Below are 16,823 nucleotides of genomic sequence, written 5' to 3'. Positions count from 1 at the left end.
GAATGGGGCGACGGTATCCCCCAGCCCACCGGTCCACAGCCGAGTGGGCCGACCCACGCAGCACTCATGGAAGCGCTCCCCCGCCGACCGGGCGAGAGCGCACGGCCAGGCGCACGGCCACACACGCGGAGCACGCGCCCCAAGCCGTTTCGCAGGCCCCCCGCGCACTCCCCACGCACTCCCCACGCGCGCCGGGACGGCGGGGGACCCGCCGACGCCGCTACGCCATCTGTCGGCCATCCGTCTGTTCCCACAACAATCCCGCCATACGGAACTCCGCCCCTTAACGGTCGGGATGCGGCGAACTACGCTGTGTTTACGAATGCCGCACGCCTATGCCCGGCGTCGTGGCGGCCGTCTTGTGTTGTCGAGGGGTGGCGTCATGTCCAGGGAGCAACGCGGGCCGAACGAAAAGCTCGGCACGGTTCTCGCCCTCGCGGGAATCAGCAACGCCGGCCTCGCCCGGCGCGTCAACGACCTCGGGGCACAGCGCGGTCTGACGCTTCGTTACGACAAGACCTCGGTGGCCCGCTGGGTGTCGAAGGGCATGGTGCCCCAGGGCGCCGCCCCGCACCTGATCGCGGCCGCGATCGGCCAGAAGCTGGGCCGGCCCGTGCCGCTGCACGAGATCGGGCTCGCGGACGCCGACCCCGCGCCCGAGGTAGGGCTCGCCTTCCCGCGCGACGTGGGCGAGGCGGTCCGCTCGGCCACCGAGCTCTACCGGCTCGATCTGGCCGGCCGGCGGGCCGGGGGCGGCGGGATCTGGCAGTCGCTGGCCGGATCCTTCGCGGTCAGCGCCTACGCGACCCCCGCCTCCCGGTGGCTGATAACGCCCGCCGACTCCTCCGTGGAGCGCCTGCTGGAGCCGGTCGAGGAACCGGCGGCCGGCGAAGGACCCGAGACCGGCCCCCACGCGCGCGTGGGCCACAGCGACGTCGCCAAGCTCCGGGAGGCCGCCGAGGACGCGCGCCGCTGGGACTCCAAGTACGGCGGCGGCGACTGGCGCTCCTCGATGGTCCCGGAGTGCTTACGCGTCGATGCGGCCCCGCTGCTGCTCGCCTCGTACTCGGACGAGGTCGGCCGCGCGCTCTTCGGCGCGACCGCCGAGCTGACCCGGCTTGCCGGTTGGATGGCCTTCGACACCGGCCAGCAGGAGGCCGCCCAGCGCTACTACATCCAGGCACTGCGCCTGGCCCGCGCCGCCGCCGACGTGCCCCTGGGCGGCTACGTCCTGGCCTCCATGTCCCTCCAGGCCACCTACCGGGGCTTCGCCGACGAGGGCGTCGACCTCGCCCAGGCCGCCCTGGAGCGCAACCGGGGGCTCGCCACCGCCCGCACCATGTCCTTCTTCCGGCTCGTCGAGGCCCGCGCGCACGCGAAGGCGAGCGACGGCACGGCGGCCGGGGCCGCGCTCAAGGCCGCGGAGGGGTGGCTGGAGCGCTCGCGGGAGGGCGACGCCGACCCGTCGTGGCTGGGCTTCTACTCGTACGACCGGTTCTGCGCGGACGCCGCCGAGTGCTACCGGGACCTGAAGGCGCCCCGCCAGGTGCGCCGCTTCACCGAGCAGGCGCTGTCCCGGCCGACGGAGGAGTTCGTCCGCTCGCACGGGCTGCGGCTCGTGGTCTCGGCGGTCGCGGAGCTGGAGTCGGGCAACCTGGACGCGGCCTGCGCGGCCGGCACGCGCGCGGTGGAGGTGGCCGGCCGGATCTCGTCCGCCCGCACCACCGAGTACGTACGGGACCTGCTGCACCGGCTCGAACCGTACGGGGACGAGCCGAGGGTCATGGAGCTGCGGGAGCGGGCCAGGCCGCTCCTGATGGCCCCGGCATGAGCGCGGCATGACCCTGGGATGAGCTCGACGTGACACGTGGCCCAGGGGGTTTAGCCGCTCTGTCAGTGGGTCAGTGCACTATCGGGGTGGGAGGTGGTGCAGGTGTACAGGCACGACGTCGACTGCGACGTGCTCGTGATCGGCGGCGGGATCGTCGGTCTGTCGACGGCGTACGCCCTGACGCGCGCCGCTCCCGGCACCCGCGTCACCGTCCTGGAGAAGGAGCACGGCCCGGCCCGCCACCAGACCGGGCGGAACAGCGGGGTGATCCACAGCGGGATCTACTACCGCCCGGACTCCCTGAAGGCACGGTTCGCGGTCAAGGGCGCGGCCGAGATGGTCAAGTTCTGCGCCGAGTACGGACTGCCGTACGAGGTCACCGGCAAGCTGATCGTCGCCACGGGCCGCGACGAGCTGCCCCGGCTCCACGCGCTCGTGCAGCGCGGCCGGGAGAACGGCATCCCGGTGCGGGAACTGGGCCCCGCCCAGATCGCCGAGTACGAACCGAACGTGCGGGGCCTCGCCGCGATCCACGTCGGCACGACGGGAATCTGCGACTACGGCGCGGTGGCGGAGCAGCTTGCCGAGTCCTCCGGCGCCCGCATCCTGTACGGCTCCGAGGTCACCGCCGTCGACCGGCGGCCCTGGGGCGTCGCCGTCCGCACGGCGGCCGGGACGGTGGCGCGCGGGCGGGCCCTGGTGAACTGCGCGGGGCTGCAGTGCGACCGGGTCGCGCGGCTCGCGGGCGACGATCCGGGCATGCGGATCGTGCCCTTCCGCGGCGAGTACTACGAGCTGGCCGACCCCTCGCTGATCCGAGGCCTGGTGTACCCGGTCCCGGACCCGGCCTTCCCCTTCCTCGGCGTCCACCTCACCCGGGGCGTCGACGGCGGCGTCCACGTCGGGCCGAACGCGGTGCCGGCGCTGGCCCGGGAGGGGTACGACTGGTCGGTCGTCCGGCCCGGCGACCTGGCGGGCACGCTGGCGTGGCCCGGGGCGTGGCAGATCGCCCGGGAGCACTGGCGGTACGGAGCGGGCGAGCTGCGCCGCTCGCTGTCGAAGCGTGCCTTCACGGAGGCGGTGCGCAGGCTGCTCCCGTCCGTGGAGGAAACGGATCTGCGCCGGGCTCCGGCGGGGGTGCGTGCACAGGCGGTGCTCCGCGACGGGACGCTCGTGGACGACTTCCTGATCCGTGAGGCGCACCGGACGGTGCACGTCCTGAACGCGCCGTCACCGGCGGCGACGGCGTCGCTGCCGATCGGCCGCGAGGTGGCTCGGAGGGCCTTGGCCCTGCTGTAGCCGGCCGCACCGAGTCGGCTGGGTCGGCCCACTGCCAGTCGGCCACCCCAGTCGGCCACCCCACGGAGGTGCGGTTTCGGGACCGTAGAATTGGTCGCATTGTGTCTGAGTCCCGTGAAACCGCCGCCCACCCCCAGCCCCGCCCGGAGCCCGTCTTCCAGCGGGGCAGCCAGAGGTTCGCCCCCGGGGAAGGACCGCTGCCCGATCCCGCCGGTTCGCACCACGAGCGGCGGATCCGCAGCTTCCAGCCGCGCCGCAGCCGCGTCACCACGGGGCAGGCGGAGGCGATGCTCAAGCGCTGGCCCGACTGGGGTCTCGACATCGACGGCAAGCGGGTCCTCGACCTGAACGACATGTTCGGCGGCCTGCCCGTGGTCCTGGAGATCGGCTTCGGCATGGGCGAGGCCACGGCCCAGATGGCCGCCGCCGACCCCGGCACCGGCATCCTCGCCGTGGACGTCCACACCCCCGGCCAGGGCAACCTCCTCGGTCTCGCCGACCGGGGCGGCCTCGAGAACGTCCGGGTCGCCAACGGCGACGCGATCATCCTGCTCCGCGAGATGCTCACCGCCGACGCCCTCGACGGCTGCCGCGTCTACTTCCCTGACCCCTGGCCGAAGAAGCGCCACCACAAGCGGCGGCTGATCCAGCCCGAGTTCCTCACGCTGCTCGCGACCCGGATGAAGCCCGGCGCCGTGCTGCACTGCGCCACGGACTGGGAGGAGTACGCCGAGCAGATGCTCGAAGTCCTCTCCGCCCACCCCGACTTCGAGAACACCCGGCCCGAGGGCGGCTACGCACCCCGCCCGGACTTCCGCCCCCTCACCCGCTTCGAGGGACAGGGCCTGGACAAGGGGCATCTCGTGCACGACCTGCTTTTCCACAGGAAGTAGCTCAGCGGGAGTTTCGGGTTTGACTCTGCTTTTCCACAGGAAGCGGCAGTTGTCGGAGAACTCCGTCGCAGGTGTCAGTACTCCTCGTTAGGGTCGATCACGTGTCGAACCATGTTCCCGTCCCCACTCGGGACACCGAGGAGCCGGCCTTCACGGCCGTTCCGGACCGCGCGCAGTGGCGCTACAGGCCTCGTCGCGCCTTCTGGCGCAGCAAGGTGGTCCGGGCCGTCGCCGTGATCACCGTGCTCGCGCTCTGCGCGCTCGTGATCCTCGCGATCGTCCGGGAACAGACCGGCACCGAGGGCTTCCTCGTCGGCCTCGGCCTCGCGGTCCTGCCCGTACCGCTGTTGATGGCCGCCTTCCGCTGGCTGGACCGGGTCGAGCCGGGCCCGTGGAAGAACCTGATCTTCGCCTTCGCATGGGGCGCGTGCGCCGCGACGCTCGTCGCGATCCTCGCCAACTCCTTCGCGGTCCGCTGGATCGCGACCGCCACCGCCGACCCCGCCTCCGCCGAGTCCTGGGGCGCCACGGTCGTCGCCCCGGTCGTGGAGGAGAGCGCCAAGGCCGCGGCGATCCTGCTGATCTTCCTCTTCCGCCGACGGCACTTCACCGGCCTCGTCGACGGGGTGGTGGTCGCGGGCTTCACCGCCACCGGCTTCGCCTTCACCGAGAACATCCTCTATCTCGGCAACGCCTTCGGCGAGGACCAGGACCTCGGCTCCGGCGGCCTCGGCTCGATGACCGCGGGCACCTTCTTCGTACGGATCGTGATGTCGCCGTTCGCGCATCCGCTCTTCACGGTCTTCACCGGCCTCGGCTTCGCCTTCGCCGCCCTGGCCACCTCCCGGCGGAAGTTCCTGCGGACCCGCCGGGTCCTGCTGCCGCTCGCCGGGCTGCTCCTCGCCATGCTCATGCACGCCCTGTGGAACGGCTCCGCGATGATCCTCGGGCCGCTGGGCTTCATCCTCGTCTACGGCATGTTCATGGTGCCCGCCTTCGGCCTGCTGACCTGGCTCGCGATATGGAGCAGGCAGCGCGAGCTGCGCACGATATCCGGGCAGCTTCCGGCGTACGCGGCGGCAGGCTGGCTCTCACCGGCCGAGCCGCTCGCGCTCTCCTCGATGCGGGCCCGCTCGGTCGCCCGCGACTTCGCCCGCCGTACGTACGGCGGGCCGGCCGCGACGGCCGTCGGCGAGTACGAGGCGTTCGCGACGACCCTCGCCTTCCTGCGCCACCGCGCCCAGCGCGGCGCACAGGTCCCCGACTTCACGGCGCGCGAGCAGGAGCTGCTCCACCACCTCTGGCAGCGCAAGCCGGTCGCCTCACCCGCGCTCACCTACGCGGCGCGGGCGACGGGCCGGGTGTGGGCGCCGCCGCAGTACCTGGACTACGGCGGCTACAACCCGTACCAGAGCTAGGAGAGCCGCCTAGGCGGCTGACGCCTCCGTCAGGAGCGTGAGGTCCGCCTCGGTCAGGTGGAGGTCGGCCACCGCCACCAGGGCCGGGAGCTGTTCGACCGTGCGGGCCGAGGCGATCGGGGCGACGACGGTCGGGCGGGAGGCGAGCCAGGCCAGGGCGACGGTGGCGAGCTCCGCGCCGTGCGCCTCGGCCACGGTGTCGAGCGCGGCGAGGATCCGCCGGCCCCGCTCGGTCTTCGCGTGCTCGGCGGCGCCCTCGGCGCGGACGCTGTCGACGGTCTTCCCGGCGCGGTACTTGCCCGTGAGGAAGCCGGACGCCAGCGCGAAGTACGGGACGGCGGCGAGCCCGGCCCGCTCGGTGGTGGCCAGGAGCTCACCCTCGTACGTGTCGCGCGAGAGCAGGTTGTAGTGCGGCTGCAGGGCGACGTAGCGGGCGAGGCCCTCGGTCTCTGCGAAGTCGAGGGAGGCCTGGAGCCGCTCGGGCGAGATGTTGGAGGCGGCGACGGCCCGCACCTTGCCCTCCCTCACCAGCTGGTCGAGGGCTGTGACGATCTCCTCGACCGGGACGGTCGGGTCGTCGAAGTGCGAGTAGTACAGGTCGATGTGGTCGGTCCCGAGCCGGCGCAGCGACTCCTCGACCGCGCCCTTGATCGTGGTCGCGGCGAGGCCCTTGTACCGGGGGTGCGCGCCGACCTTCGTGGCGATGACGACCTCGGAGCGATTGCCGCGGGAGGCCAGCCACTTGCCGATGACCGTCTCGGACTCTCCGCCCTGGTTGCCCTCGGCCCACGCGGAGTACATGTCGGCGGTGTCGACGAAGTTGCCGCCCGCGGCGGTGTAGGCGTCCAGGACCGCGAAGGACTGTTCCTCGCTGGAGGACCAGCCGAAGACGTTGCCGCCGAGCGCGAGGGGGAAGACGTTCAGGTCGGAAGTGCCCAGAGGGCGCAGTGAGGTCATGGGACGGTACAACGACCGCCCCCGGTACGGGTATTCCGGCAGCCCTGACGTGGGGGGGGTGCCGCCAGGACTGCCGGAGTCGTAAGGCCTCGGGAGGGGTCCTTGGACGTCCCTAGACCGAGAGGCCCTTGCTTCCGAGCCAGGCCGCCGGGTCGATGCCCGCGCCGCCCGGGGTGTGGACCTCCAGGTGGAGGTGCGGGCCGGTCACGTTGCCGGTCGCGCCCACGCGCCCGATCGTGTCGCCGGTGCCCACGGTCTGGCCGACGCTCGCCGTCATCGAGGACAGGTGCGCGTACCAGACCTCCGTACCGTCCTCGAGCTCCAGGACGATCCGGTAGCCGTACGAGCCCGACCAGCCGGCCGACTTGATGGTGCCGCCGTGCACGGCCTTGACCGGCGTGCCGGTGGGCGCCGCGAAGTCGAGGCCCGTGTGCTGGCCGGAGGACCACATGGAGCCGGACTGGCCGTACGTGGAGGTGATCGTGTACGAGGACGTGGGCAGCGAGTAGCTCGCGGCGAGCTTCGCCAGGCGCTCCGCCTCGGCCTTCGCCGCCGCTTCCTCCTCGGCCTTCTTCTTCGCCGCGGCCGCTTCCTTCTCGGCCTTGTCCGCCTTGGCCGCGGCCTCGACGGCGGCCTTCTCGGCGGCGGCCTTCTCCGCCGCGGCCTTCTCGGCGGCGTCGGCGGAGGCCTGCTGCTGCTCGGCCTGCTGCAGGATGCGGGCGCGCAGCGCCTCACCGGCGTCGGCGGTCGAGGCGGAGGCGGACTGGCCGCTTCCGGCCTTCTCGACGCCGTCGGCCGGCAGGGCGAGGGTGGCCGTGAGCGGCTGGGGGTTGGTCGTACCGGAGTCCGAACCGCCCGCGCCGTCGCCGCCGTCGGAGATGAGCTCGCCGACACCGGGCAGCTCGGAGGCGTCCGGCAGGTTCAGGTCGGGCAGCGATATCGAGACCGGGGGCTTCTCCTTGGCGGTCGCCATGCCGCCCGCGCCGACGGCCGCGATGACGCCGACGCCGAGGACGGTGGAGGAACGGGCGAAGCCGGAGCGCTGCTTCACGACGCGGTGGCGGCCACCCGAACGGGCCTGCTGGCGCAGGGAGTCCTCGGTCGGGTTCCACTCCCCCAACGTCGTCGCGTTGTCGTCCGTCCCGGCGGCACCACGGGCACCGAACGCGTTGAACCCGTCAGAAAGACCGTCGGGGGCAGGGCTGTTGGACGCCACGGAGGCGTGCTCCTTTCCTTCCTTCTCGCCTACCGGGTTAGCTGACGGGTTCGGAGCAGGAAGGTCTCCTACGGGCGGTTCCGCACGAGTGCGAAGGTGCCCGATTCACCCCAAGTAGTGGTTCCCCGGTTCCCTTTCAGGATTCGGCGCACGCGCGCGGTGCCGTCTCTTACGACGGCTGGGACGACCGCGCTGCGTTATCGAACGTTAATAGACACGAGGGCCGGATTCCAAGCTGTTCCTGTTGATCATTCCCAAGATTGAGCTGGTACAGCCCGATTTGAGCCCGCTTCAGTACGGAGTCTTGCCGCCACCCCGAATCTGATGGTTCGTCAATTGTTATCGGAGCGGTACGCCTCCACTACGCAAGGTCACGGCGTACGTCAGGGGTGCGTCAGGGCGTACGTCACGGCACCACGGGCATCGTCCGGCGCCGCTCCGGCTGCCCCGCTCCCGGCCGGCTCACGGCGAGCAGCGCCATGTCGTCGGTGGAGCCCCCGCCCGTGTACCGGCGGACGTCGTCGACGAGCGCGTCGAGCAGCTCCTCCGGCCCGGGGAAGATCCTCCCGGCGAGCCGCTCGGCCGGTTCGTAGAAGGCCCCCGAGGCATCGCGCGCCTCGGAGAGCCCGTCGGTGTAGAGGAGCAGCGTGGCGCCGGGCGGGTACGGGGCCTCGTCGGCCCGGTCCGGCCAGACGGCCAGCTCGCCCATGCCGAGCGGCAGCGCGGGCTCGGTCGGCTCCAGGTGGGTCAGGCCCCCGTCCGCGTACAGCAGCAGCGGCTCGGGGTGGCCCCGGTTCACGACCCGTACCCGCCCGTTCCCGCGCGGGATCTCAGCAAGGACGGCCGTGGTGAACCCCTCGAAGGCGTCGAGTCCGGAGCGGCGGGTCCCCTCGCGAGCCAGCGCCCGTTCAAGGCGCTGGGCGACCCCCTCGAGGGAGGCCTCCTGCTCGGCCGCCTCGCGGAAGGCGCCGATCACGACGGCGACCGCCTCGACCGCGTCGAGCCCCTTGCCGCGCACGTCCCCGACCACGAGGCGGACCCCGAACGGCGTGTCCTGAACGGCAAAGAGGTCCCCGCCGATGAACGCGTCCGCCTGCGCGGCCTCGTAGCGGGCGGCGACCTGGAGCCCGCCGATCCGCTCGGCGGGCGTCGGCAGCACGGCCTTCTGCGCGGTCTCCGCGATCACCCGCGCCGAGGCGAGCCGCTCGCCGCTGCGCCGCACGACCCGGTTGATCAGCAGGGCGAGGGCGGAGACGGTGACGACGGTCAGCGTCTCGGTGAGGGCGGGGATGTCGTTGGCGGTGCCGTTGTAGAGGTGCAGCCCGATGCCGGCGAGGACGGCGGCGATGCCGGTGAGCAGCGTCGTCAGCATGGAGAAGAAGGGGGCGGCGATGAGCGGGGCGGCGGAGAACATCGGGGAGGCCGTGTACGCGGCGGGGGTGGCCAGGTCGAAGACGATCCCGCCGAGGATCACCAGCGGCGGCAGGGCCCGGATGAAGCGCCGGGCCCGCTCGGCCCGCCGGCGCGGGGCGCGCGGGGAGAGGCCGTTGCGCGAGCCGTTCCCCAGTCCCTGGGCCCGCCCGTTCAGCGGCGGTCGTGTCGGCCCCTTCGCCCGCCCGTTCGCCTGTCGTTTCGCCCGCCCGTGCCCCCGGTCCGGCCCTCGTTCCCGCCCCTGCCCCTGGCCCTGCCCCACCTGTGGTCTCCTGCCCGGTCCGTACACGGCACGGCGACGGACGGTACCGCGCCCTCCCCAGGGTGGCGGGAGCCGCGCCGCTCTGCGACCCCCGCTCGGCCATGTGGGGGATGCGGGGCAGGGGGACACGAGGCAGGGGGACACGACGAAGGCCCGGATCCAGTGACTGGATCCGGGCCTTCGTTGCTACTGAGTAGCGGGGACAGGATTTGAACCTGCGACCTCTGGGTTATGAGCCCAGCGAGCTACCGAGCTGCTCCACCCCGCGTCGGTGAATATGACCTTACGGCATGGTGAGCCGATCCCCTAATCCGTTTCCCGGCCGCCCTCTCAGCAGCCGCAGTCCTCGCCGTCGACCGGGGCGGTGAGCGGGTCCGCGTCCTTCTTCTCGGGGCCTTCCCACGTCTCGTACGGGAAGCCTTCGCGGACCCAGTACTCGAAGCCGCCGAGCATCTCCTTCACCTGGTATCCCAGCTGGGCGAGGGCGAGCGCGGCGCGGGTGGCGCCGTTGCAGCCGGGGCCCCAGCAGTACGTGACCACGGGGACGGACTTGTCGAGCAGCTGCTCGGCCTGCTCGGCGATGAGCGCGGTCGGCAGGTGGATCGCGCCGGGGACGTGGCCCTGGTCCCAGGACGCGGTCGAGCGGGAGTCGAGGACCACGAAGCCGAGGTCGCCGCCGGCGGCGACGGCGCTCGCGACGTCGGAGACGTCGGCGTGGAAGGCGAGGCTGGCGGAGAAGTACGCGGCCGCGGCCTGGGGAGAGGCGGGCGGGGTACGAAGTACGGCGTTGACCTGCGCGGTTGTCGTCATGCATGAAAATCTACGGTCGAAGATCACGGCGCTGAAGTGGCAAATCCCGGCGGTGGGAGTTCTCCGCCGGGGAAATCCGGGCGTTGGGCGGGGGACGACAGGGGATCTCACGCAGCGGACGTTTCGGGGCATCGTCAGGGCCTAGTCGGGACCTCGCCGGGACCTCGTCGTGGGCTTTTCGGGACCTCATAGGGGGCTCATCGGGGTCTGTTCAGGGTCGTTTCAGGGCCGTGAGGTGTCACTTCACGGGGACGCCGACCGTCATACATATGAGGGCACGCGGCGATTCCGACCCATACGTACGGACGAACGAACGAACGAGGGAGACGCACCGATGGACGACAAAGACCTCCTGGCCGCGCGCTTCGATGCCGACCGCACCCACCTCAAGGCGGTCGCCTACCGGATGCTCGGCTCGCTGAGCGAGGCCGAGGACGCCGTCCAGGAGGCGTGGTTCAAGCTCAGCCGCTCCGACACCAGTGACGTACGGAACCTCAGCGGCTGGCTCACCACCGTCGTCGGCCGGGTCTGCCTGGACATGCTGCGCTCGCGCGCCTCGCGCCGCGAGGACCCGCTGGAGTACTACGTGCCCGATCCGCTCGTACGCGGCGCGGGCGGCGGCGCGACCGACCCCGAGGAGGAGGCGCTGCTCACCGACTCGGTCGGCCTGGCGCTGCTCGTGGTCCTGGACACGCTGGGCCCGGCCGAGCGGCTCGCCTTCGTCCTGCACGACATGTTCGCGGTGTCCTTCGACGAGATAGCCCCGATCGTGGACCGCACCCCGGCCGCGACGCGCCAGCTCGCCAGCCGGGCCCGCCGTCGCGTCCAGGGCGCGGCGCCCGGCCCGGCGCCGGACATCACGCGCCAGCGCGAGGTGGTCGACGCTTTCATGGCGGCCTCGCAGGGCGGCGACTTCGAGGGCCTGCTCGCGGTCCTGGACCCGGACGTGCTGCTGCGGGCGGACGGCGGCAAGGCGCTCGCGGGGCTCTCGAAGCTGGTGCGCGGCGCCGAGGCGGTCATCAGCCAGGCGCTCACCTTCGCGCGCTTCCGCCGCGAGTACCGGGAGGTGCTGGTCAACGGCGCGCCGGGCATCGTCTCGTACGTGGACGGCGGCCGGGCGGCCGGGCTCATGGCCTTCACGATCGTCGGCGACCGCATCACGCAGATCGACATCATCGCCGACCCGGAGCGGCTGGAGGCGCTGGGCATCTGAGTCCCGTAGGTACGAACTGTACGAACTAGCCTCCGAGACCGAGGGCGGCGAGCGCGGCCGTACCGGCGACGGCGTGGTCGCCGCCCGCGAGGAGCAGGGTGCGGGCCGACTGGTAGCGGCAGCCGGCCGCCTCGAACGCCGCGGCGGCGGCGAGCTGCCGCGGTACGTCGCCGTCGAGCAGCGCCTCGGTCCGGTCGACATGGGCGGAGGCGACCGGGTTCCCGGCGACGGTCGTACGCGCGGCGGTCACCCGGGCGCGGGCGTCCGGGTGGCCGGCGAGTGCCGAGGCCTCGGCGCGAAGCGTCACGTACCAGTGCAGCCAGATCCAGGAGACCCACTTCCACACCTGCTCCGGCTCGGGCGCGAGCCGTTCGAGGGCGGCGTCCGGGTCGCCCCGGTGGAGCAGGAGCTGGGCGTCGAGGACCGCGCCGTAGCCGTGGCGGTACTCGTCCCCCGTACCCGCCCGGTCGACGATCGCGAGCCAGTCCGCCCGGGCGTCGTGGTCGCCGCGCAGGCCGTGGACCAGGGCGACCGACGCGGCGGCGGGGCCGAGGGAGAAGGAGCGGCGGCGGCCGCTCTGCTCCCACGCGTCCAGGAACCGCGCGCTGCCGGTGAGCACCTCGTCGCCGTGGCCGGCGAACGCGTCCGCGACCAGGAGCCAGGACGTGGCGTGGTGGCCCACTTCGGCCAGGAGCGGGTGGGCGGCGAGCTGTCCGCCCCAGAGGCGGGCGGCCGGGAGGTCGCCCACGCCGAGGGCGGTGCCTGCGGCCATGGCGAGGGCGTCCATGAATTCGTGGGTACGGGCGGGGGATTCGTGCGTACGGGCGGGGGGACGGGGTCCCCCGTCCCCGGCCAGGATGTCGATGCGGCGCCGGGCGGCAGCGGCGGCGGCGAACGGCTCGCCGGCCCAGCACTGGGCGCCCGAGAGCGCGTCGAGGGCGGCGGACTCCGCGACCGGGTCGCCCGTGCGGCGGGCGAGCGCCACGGCCCGTTCGGCGCGGGCGACAGTCGCCGACGCCGTGTTGTCGGTGCCGCCCTGGACCGCGCCGAACGCGTCCGCGAGCACGGCCGCCTCGGCGAGCGCGACGGCCGCCTCGGCAGCCGGGTCGTCACCGGCCAGCTCGCCCGCCTCCTTGAGGAGCGCGGTCACGTCCTCGGCGGACGGAACGAGGGTGAACTCGCTGGAGAAGCGGTACGCGACGGTGGCGGCGGCCGCCAGGTCGCGACCGGCCCCGGCGGTGTCCCCGGCGCGGCGGGCGGCCTCGGCGGCGGCCAGGTGCAGGCGGAGCATGTCGTCGCCGAGCCTGCGACACCCGGCGACGGCGGCGGCCTGCCGGAGGGCGTCGACCGCTCGCGGGGGATCGCTGGCCAGCGCGGCGGCCTGTTCGTACCGCTGCTGCGCCTCGCCGAGCAGGGTGCGGATGAAGGCGGCCCCGGCCAGGGAGCGGGCTAGCCGGTGGGCGTCGGCGCGCCGGTCCGGGCGGTCGGCGTCGGCGTCAGCGTCGGCATCTGCGTCTGCGGACCAGGTGAGGGCGGCGCGGAGGTCGTCGGCCACGGCGTCGAACCGGGCGCGCCAGTCGGCGCGGGCCGCGCCCTCCGCGGCCCCTTCACCGCCCGGCTCCACCAGCTCAGCCGCGCGGGCCAGGCACCAGCCCACGTGCCGGGTACGGACGGCGTCCAGTTCGTCGGCGTCGGCGAGGCGCTCCGTACCGTACTGGCGGATCGTCTCCAGCGCCTGGTACCGCGTGCCGGTCTCGGACGGGACCACCGCGAGCAGGCTCTGCTCGGCGAGCCGGCCGAGGCCGTCGGCGACGTCGGCGGGTTCGAGCGGGGCGAACCCGGCGACCTCGGCGGCCGCCTCGACCGTGAACGGCACGACGAAGACCGACACGCGGCGCAACAGCGACCGGTCCGCGGGCTCCAACAGGTCGTGGCTCCAGTCGAGGACCGCCCGTACCGAGCGGTGCCGGTCGGTGGCGCGGGGGCCGCCGGCGAGGAGGCGCAGCTGCTGGGAGAGGCCGGCCGTGAGGCCGTCGAGCCCGAGCGTGGCGCAGCGGGCGGCGGCGAGTTCGATCGCGAGCGCCATGCCGTCGAGCCGTTCGCAGAGGGCGACGACCCGTGCGCGTACCGCCGGATCCGTCAGGAGCCCGACGACGGCGGCCGCGCCGACGGCGCCCGCCCGGTCGAGGAACAGGGCCACGGCGTCCGACTCGTCGGCTCCGGCACGGGACAACGGCGGTACGGGAAAGGCCCGTTCGAAGGGCACGAGGAGCCGGGCCCGGCTCGTCACGAGGACGCGCACGCGGGGGCAGGCCGTCAACAGCCGTTCCAGGAAGGGTGCGACGCCCCCGTCCCGTATCTGCTCGCAGTTGTCGAGCACGAGCAGCGCCTGCCGGTCCGCGAGAGCGGCGAGCACCGCGTCGTCGATCCCGCCGCCCGGCTGCTCGCCCACGCCCAGGGCGGCGGCGACCGCCGCGCCGACCCGCTTCTCCTCGGTGACCGGGACCAGGTCGACGAACCACACGCCGTCGGCGAACTCGTCGGCGACGTCGGCCGCGACCGCCAGCGCGAGCCGCGTCTTGCCCACACCGCCCGGCCCGACGGCGGTCACCTGCCGATGCGCCCGCACGGCCTCGGCCAACTCCCGCCGCTCACGCACCCGCCCGATGAAGGCGGTCAGCGGGGCGGGAAGGGGAGCGGGCACGGTACGGGAAGCACCTTCGCCGGCGCGGGCGTCGGCGAGCGCGAGGGCGATGGCGTGCCGGGCGAGCGCGCGCCGGTCCGGCACCTCCAGCTTCCGCAGCATCGAGGAGACGTGGGACTCGACGGTACGAACGGAGAGGAACAGCCGGGCGCCGATCTCGGCGTTGCTGAGGTGCTCGCCGAGAAGCGCGAGCACGTCGGCTTCCCGGGGCGAAATCTCGGGACTGGTCACGGCGTCATTATCCGTAACGCGTCGGTGGACGTTGGGTGTTCAGCACGGAAGCGCGCGCCCGGGGCCGGCGTGGAAGCTGTGCCCACAAGACAAGCCATCCCCCGGCAGGAGCACCCATGTCCAGCACCAGCACCAGCACCAGCACCGACACCGGCACCGGCACCGGCACCGGCACCGGCACCGGCAGCACCTCCCCGGCCCCCCGCTCCCGCACCGAGCGGCGCCGCGACACCGAGCACCGCCTGGCCCACGACGTGGACGTCTGGGTGGCGAGCGCCTCGGCGGACGGCGCGCCCTACCTGGTGCCGCTCTCCTTCGACTGGGACGGCGAGGCCCTGCTCGTAGCCACTCTGGCGAACAGCCCGACGGGCCGGAACCTGACCGCGACCCGGGCCGCCCGGCTGGCGCTCGGCGGCACCCGCGACGTCACGATGATCGACGGCGATGTCGAGGTCTTCGCGATGGACGCGCTCTCCCAGGAGCAGGGCGACCGGTTCGCGGCACGCACGGGCTTCGACCCGCGGCGTGACGTGGACACCCCGTACAGCTGGTTCCGCATCACCCCGCGCCGCGTCCAGGCCTGGCGCGAGGCGGACGAAGTCCCGGCGCGCGGCCTGATGCGCGACGGCAGGTGGCTGACCGACTAGCGACTACCGACTGGCGACTGGCGACTAGCGGAGGAAGGGATTTCGGCCCACATCGGACGGCACCTGTTCGCGTACGGGAGTGCTGTCCGGGCCGGGTACGCGCATGCCGGGGATCGGGAGGTTCCGGACGCGGTGCAGGAGGACGGCGCCGTCCTCGTTCCGTACCTGCTCGTACCCGTGGTCGAGCAGGAGGTCGATCCGCCGGCGCTGCTCGTCGAGCGAGGCGAAGGGGAAGGTACGGTCGTTGACGCGGAGGAGGACCCAGTCCGCCCCGCGTGGCGTGGCGTCGACGAGGACGACGCGCGTACGGGACGTCAGCCGCGGGGCCACGGTGTTGTCGGCCTCCACGGTCGCGCCGTCCGGGATGAGTTCGGCAGCGCGGGCGAGCGCGCGCTTGTCGGGACGGGGCTGCCAGGAACCCGGGTTGATGGGCAGGCCGAGGCCGGCGACGAGGGCGGCGGCGGTACTGAGGGTCACAGCGACGACGGCCATCCGCGCACCCCACCTGCCGCGCAACCGCCCAAGGGTCTCCAGGGCGGCCGTGAGCAGGATCGGCCAGAGGAAGGCGTCGTAGTGATTGACCACCGGCCAGTGGTTCGGGTTGTCGGAGAGCATGCGCTCCGCGAGCAGGGGCACCGCGAGCAGCAGCGTCGGTGACCCGACCGGCAGGAACGCGAGCGTTCCCAGGATCCACGCGAGCATCAGCACCTTGACGGACGGCGTGAACGCGACTTCCGCCAGCACCCACGGCTCGGTCAGTACGGTCAGCAGGGCCTCGCCGCCGTCCGCCCCGAGGCGGCCGTAACTCCAGTAGTAGCCGGGCGGGCTGCCCATGGCCGGCAGGAACCAGCCGACGACCAAGCCGACGACCAACGGCCCACCCAGAAGCAGCGCGATCCCGACCGCGCGGCCACTCGCCCGCCGGGCCCGGTGCGCGCGCACGGCGAGCAAAGCCCCGAACACCCCGACCACAAGCCCCATGTCCTCCTTCACGAGACACAGGGCGACCGCCCACAGGGCCGCGCCTCCGTAGCGCCGGGCGAGGCCCCGCTCCAGCATGAGGAGCGTGATCGGTACGGCGAAGGCCACCTCGTGGAAGCCGGTGTACGAGGAGTTCAGGAGCGGCCAGCCCACCGCGTACACGAGCCCGCTCACGTCGGCCGCCCGGCGCGCGACGGCGGGGGCGGCCCCGGCGAAGCAGTGCCGCGCGATCCGGCGCACCACCGGCACGCCCGCCGCGAACAGCAGGGCCTGGGCGAGGATCAGCGAGCGCGGGTCGTCCCAGATCCAGTAGAGCGGGGCCAGCAGGGCCAAGAGCGGGGTGAAGTGGTCACCCAGGAGCGTGAAGTCCGGCGGGAATTCATGGTGGACGCTCTTGATCGGCGACCGGGGCAGCTCGAAATGCGCGTACGCCCGCACGGCCTGATCGAAGATCCCAAGATCGAACCCGGTCACGCGCAGCGCGGTCCACGACTGCAACCCGAGCGCGAAGCACACGAGAAAACACAGGACCCCGGTGCCACCCCCACGCACCCACCCGGAGCCGAGCCCCTTGGAGACCGCCCCTTCCCCAGCCTTACGCGGTCCGGGAAGAACGTCCGAGTCCCGGAGGTCTACGACCTGCTCGGTCTCGCGTATAGGCGGGGCACTCATGCCCCGAAAACTACGTGCCGCCCCACCCAACTGCCAACGACGAAGCCCGAACCACGGCTCGCGGCTCGCGGCTCGCGAAGGGGCGGGGCGGCCGGATTCGAACCGGCGTCCTCGCGATTTTGGAGACCGCGCGCGACGACCTCTGCGCTACGACCCCGCCTTGCGGGTGATCCTAGGTGGACGGCCCCGGGCACAGTGAAGCGCCCCATCCCAAGATGTCGGATGGGGCGCTCGCGCGCAGGTCGGAGGAGGCTTCCT

At 73.0% G+C, this 16,823-nt stretch carries 12 protein-coding genes, 2 tRNA genes and 1 riboswitch; of the genes, 6 read left to right on the top strand and 8 right to left on the bottom strand.

Features of this window, described 5'->3' with window-relative positions:
- Positions 1-382: 382 nt before the first annotated feature.
- The 4 genes from ACFWRO_RS03060 to ACFWRO_RS03045 all read left to right on the top strand — a co-directional run bounded on the left by ACFWRO_RS03060 (position 383) and on the right by ACFWRO_RS03045 (position 5,441).
- Entirely contained in the window at positions 383-1,831 is a 1,449-nt protein-coding gene (locus ACFWRO_RS03060; protein WP_384503680.1) for an MFS transporter, read from the top strand.
- 102 nt (positions 1,832-1,933) lie between these two features.
- On the top strand, positions 1,934-3,130 hold the full coding sequence (lhgO, locus tag ACFWRO_RS03055) for an L-2-hydroxyglutarate oxidase (protein WP_384503679.1): 1,197 nt from the start codon (positions 1,934-1,936) through the stop codon (positions 3,128-3,130).
- Positions 3,131-3,231: 101 nt separating this feature from the next.
- On the top strand, positions 3,232-4,023 hold the full coding sequence (gene trmB, locus ACFWRO_RS03050; protein ID WP_384503678.1) for a tRNA (guanosine(46)-N7)-methyltransferase TrmB: 792 nt from the start codon (positions 3,232-3,234) through the stop codon (positions 4,021-4,023).
- Positions 4,024-4,124: 101 nt separating this feature from the next.
- The gene (locus tag ACFWRO_RS03045; protein ID WP_384503676.1) at positions 4,125-5,441 is read left to right on the top strand and encodes a PrsW family intramembrane metalloprotease; all 1,317 of its coding nucleotides are present in this window, start codon (positions 4,125-4,127) and stop codon (positions 5,439-5,441) included.
- 9 nt (positions 5,442-5,450) lie between these two features.
- Here ACFWRO_RS03045 and ACFWRO_RS03040 read toward each other — a convergent pair whose 3' ends face one another.
- The 5 genes from ACFWRO_RS03040 to ACFWRO_RS03020 form a co-directional block, all read right to left on the bottom strand.
- Positions 5,451-6,398: an aldo/keto reductase gene (locus ACFWRO_RS03040; protein ID WP_384503675.1), complete on the bottom strand. Its 948-nt coding sequence runs from the start codon at positions 6,396-6,398 to the stop codon at positions 5,451-5,453.
- Positions 6,399-6,510: 112 nt separating this feature from the next.
- Positions 6,511-7,614: a M23 family metallopeptidase gene (locus ACFWRO_RS03035; protein ID WP_384503673.1), complete on the bottom strand. Its 1,104-nt coding sequence runs from the start codon at positions 7,612-7,614 to the stop codon at positions 6,511-6,513.
- An 11-nt stretch (positions 7,615-7,625) separates the two neighbouring features.
- A riboswitch (cyclic di-AMP (ydaO/yuaA leader) is annotated at positions 7,626-7,773 on the bottom strand.
- A 247-nt stretch (positions 7,774-8,020) separates the two neighbouring features.
- A complete protein-coding gene (locus ACFWRO_RS03030; protein ID WP_384503748.1) occupies positions 8,021-9,181 on the bottom strand; it encodes a PP2C family protein-serine/threonine phosphatase in 1,161 nt (386 codons plus the stop codon).
- Between the two features lie 320 nt (positions 9,182-9,501).
- Positions 9,502-9,575 (bottom strand) — tRNA-Met (locus tag ACFWRO_RS03025).
- A gap of 62 nt (positions 9,576-9,637) precedes the next feature.
- Positions 9,638-10,117, bottom strand: coding sequence for a rhodanese-like domain-containing protein (locus tag ACFWRO_RS03020; protein WP_384503671.1), 480 nt, complete (start codon positions 10,115-10,117; stop codon positions 9,638-9,640).
- Between the two features lie 334 nt (positions 10,118-10,451).
- Here ACFWRO_RS03020 and sigJ point away from each other — a divergent pair, with 334 nt between their 5' ends.
- Positions 10,452-11,330: an RNA polymerase sigma factor SigJ gene (gene sigJ, locus ACFWRO_RS03015; RefSeq protein WP_384503669.1), complete on the top strand. Its 879-nt coding sequence runs from the start codon at positions 10,452-10,454 to the stop codon at positions 11,328-11,330.
- A 25-nt stretch (positions 11,331-11,355) separates the two neighbouring features.
- Here the strand turns inward: sigJ and ACFWRO_RS03010 are convergent, their stop codons facing one another.
- Positions 11,356-14,265, bottom strand: coding sequence for a LuxR C-terminal-related transcriptional regulator (locus ACFWRO_RS03010; protein ID WP_384503667.1), 2,910 nt, complete (start codon positions 14,263-14,265; stop codon positions 11,356-11,358).
- A gap of 116 nt (positions 14,266-14,381) precedes the next feature.
- On the opposite strand from ACFWRO_RS03010, the gene ACFWRO_RS03005 reads away from it, so the two are divergent.
- A complete protein-coding gene (locus ACFWRO_RS03005; protein ID WP_384503665.1) occupies positions 14,382-14,912 on the top strand; it encodes a pyridoxamine 5'-phosphate oxidase family protein in 531 nt (176 codons plus the stop codon).
- Between the two features lie 24 nt (positions 14,913-14,936).
- Here ACFWRO_RS03005 and ACFWRO_RS03000 read toward each other — a convergent pair whose 3' ends face one another.
- Together ACFWRO_RS03000 and ACFWRO_RS02995 are read right to left on the bottom strand one after the other, a co-directional pair.
- Positions 14,937-16,367 (bottom strand): DUF2079 domain-containing protein, encoded by a 1,431-nt coding sequence (locus ACFWRO_RS03000; RefSeq protein ID WP_384503663.1) that lies wholly within the window; start codon positions 16,365-16,367, stop codon positions 14,937-14,939.
- 279 nt (positions 16,368-16,646) lie between these two features.
- Positions 16,647-16,724 (bottom strand) — tRNA-Trp (locus ACFWRO_RS02995).
- Between the last annotated feature and the right edge of the window lie 99 nt (positions 16,725-16,823).

It is taken from the genome of Streptomyces sp. NPDC058579 (assembly GCF_042718575.1).
In the GTDB taxonomy this organism is placed as follows: Bacteria; Actinomycetota; Actinomycetes; order Streptomycetales; family Streptomycetaceae; genus Streptomyces.
Note: the sequence above shows the minus strand (reverse complement) of the source record. Positions and strands in the feature narration are given on the sequence as shown.

Excerpts from the sequence above, each read along its gene's own strand:
- ACFWRO_RS03060 (WP_384503680.1), top strand. The coding sequence starts at position 383 with ATGTCCAGGGAGCAACGCGGGCCGAACGAAAAGCTCGGCACGGTTCTC.
- ACFWRO_RS03040 (WP_384503675.1), bottom strand. The coding sequence starts at position 6,398 with ATGACCTCACTGCGCCCTCTGGGCACTTCCGACCTGAACGTCTTCCCC.
- ACFWRO_RS03020 (WP_384503671.1), bottom strand. The coding sequence starts at position 10,117 with ATGACGACAACCGCGCAGGTCAACGCCGTACTTCGTACCCCGCCCGCC.
- sigJ (WP_384503669.1), top strand. The coding sequence starts at position 10,452 with ATGGACGACAAAGACCTCCTGGCCGCGCGCTTCGATGCCGACCGCACC.
- ACFWRO_RS03005 (WP_384503665.1), top strand. The coding sequence starts at position 14,382 with ATGTCCAGCACCAGCACCAGCACCAGCACCGACACCGGCACCGGCACC.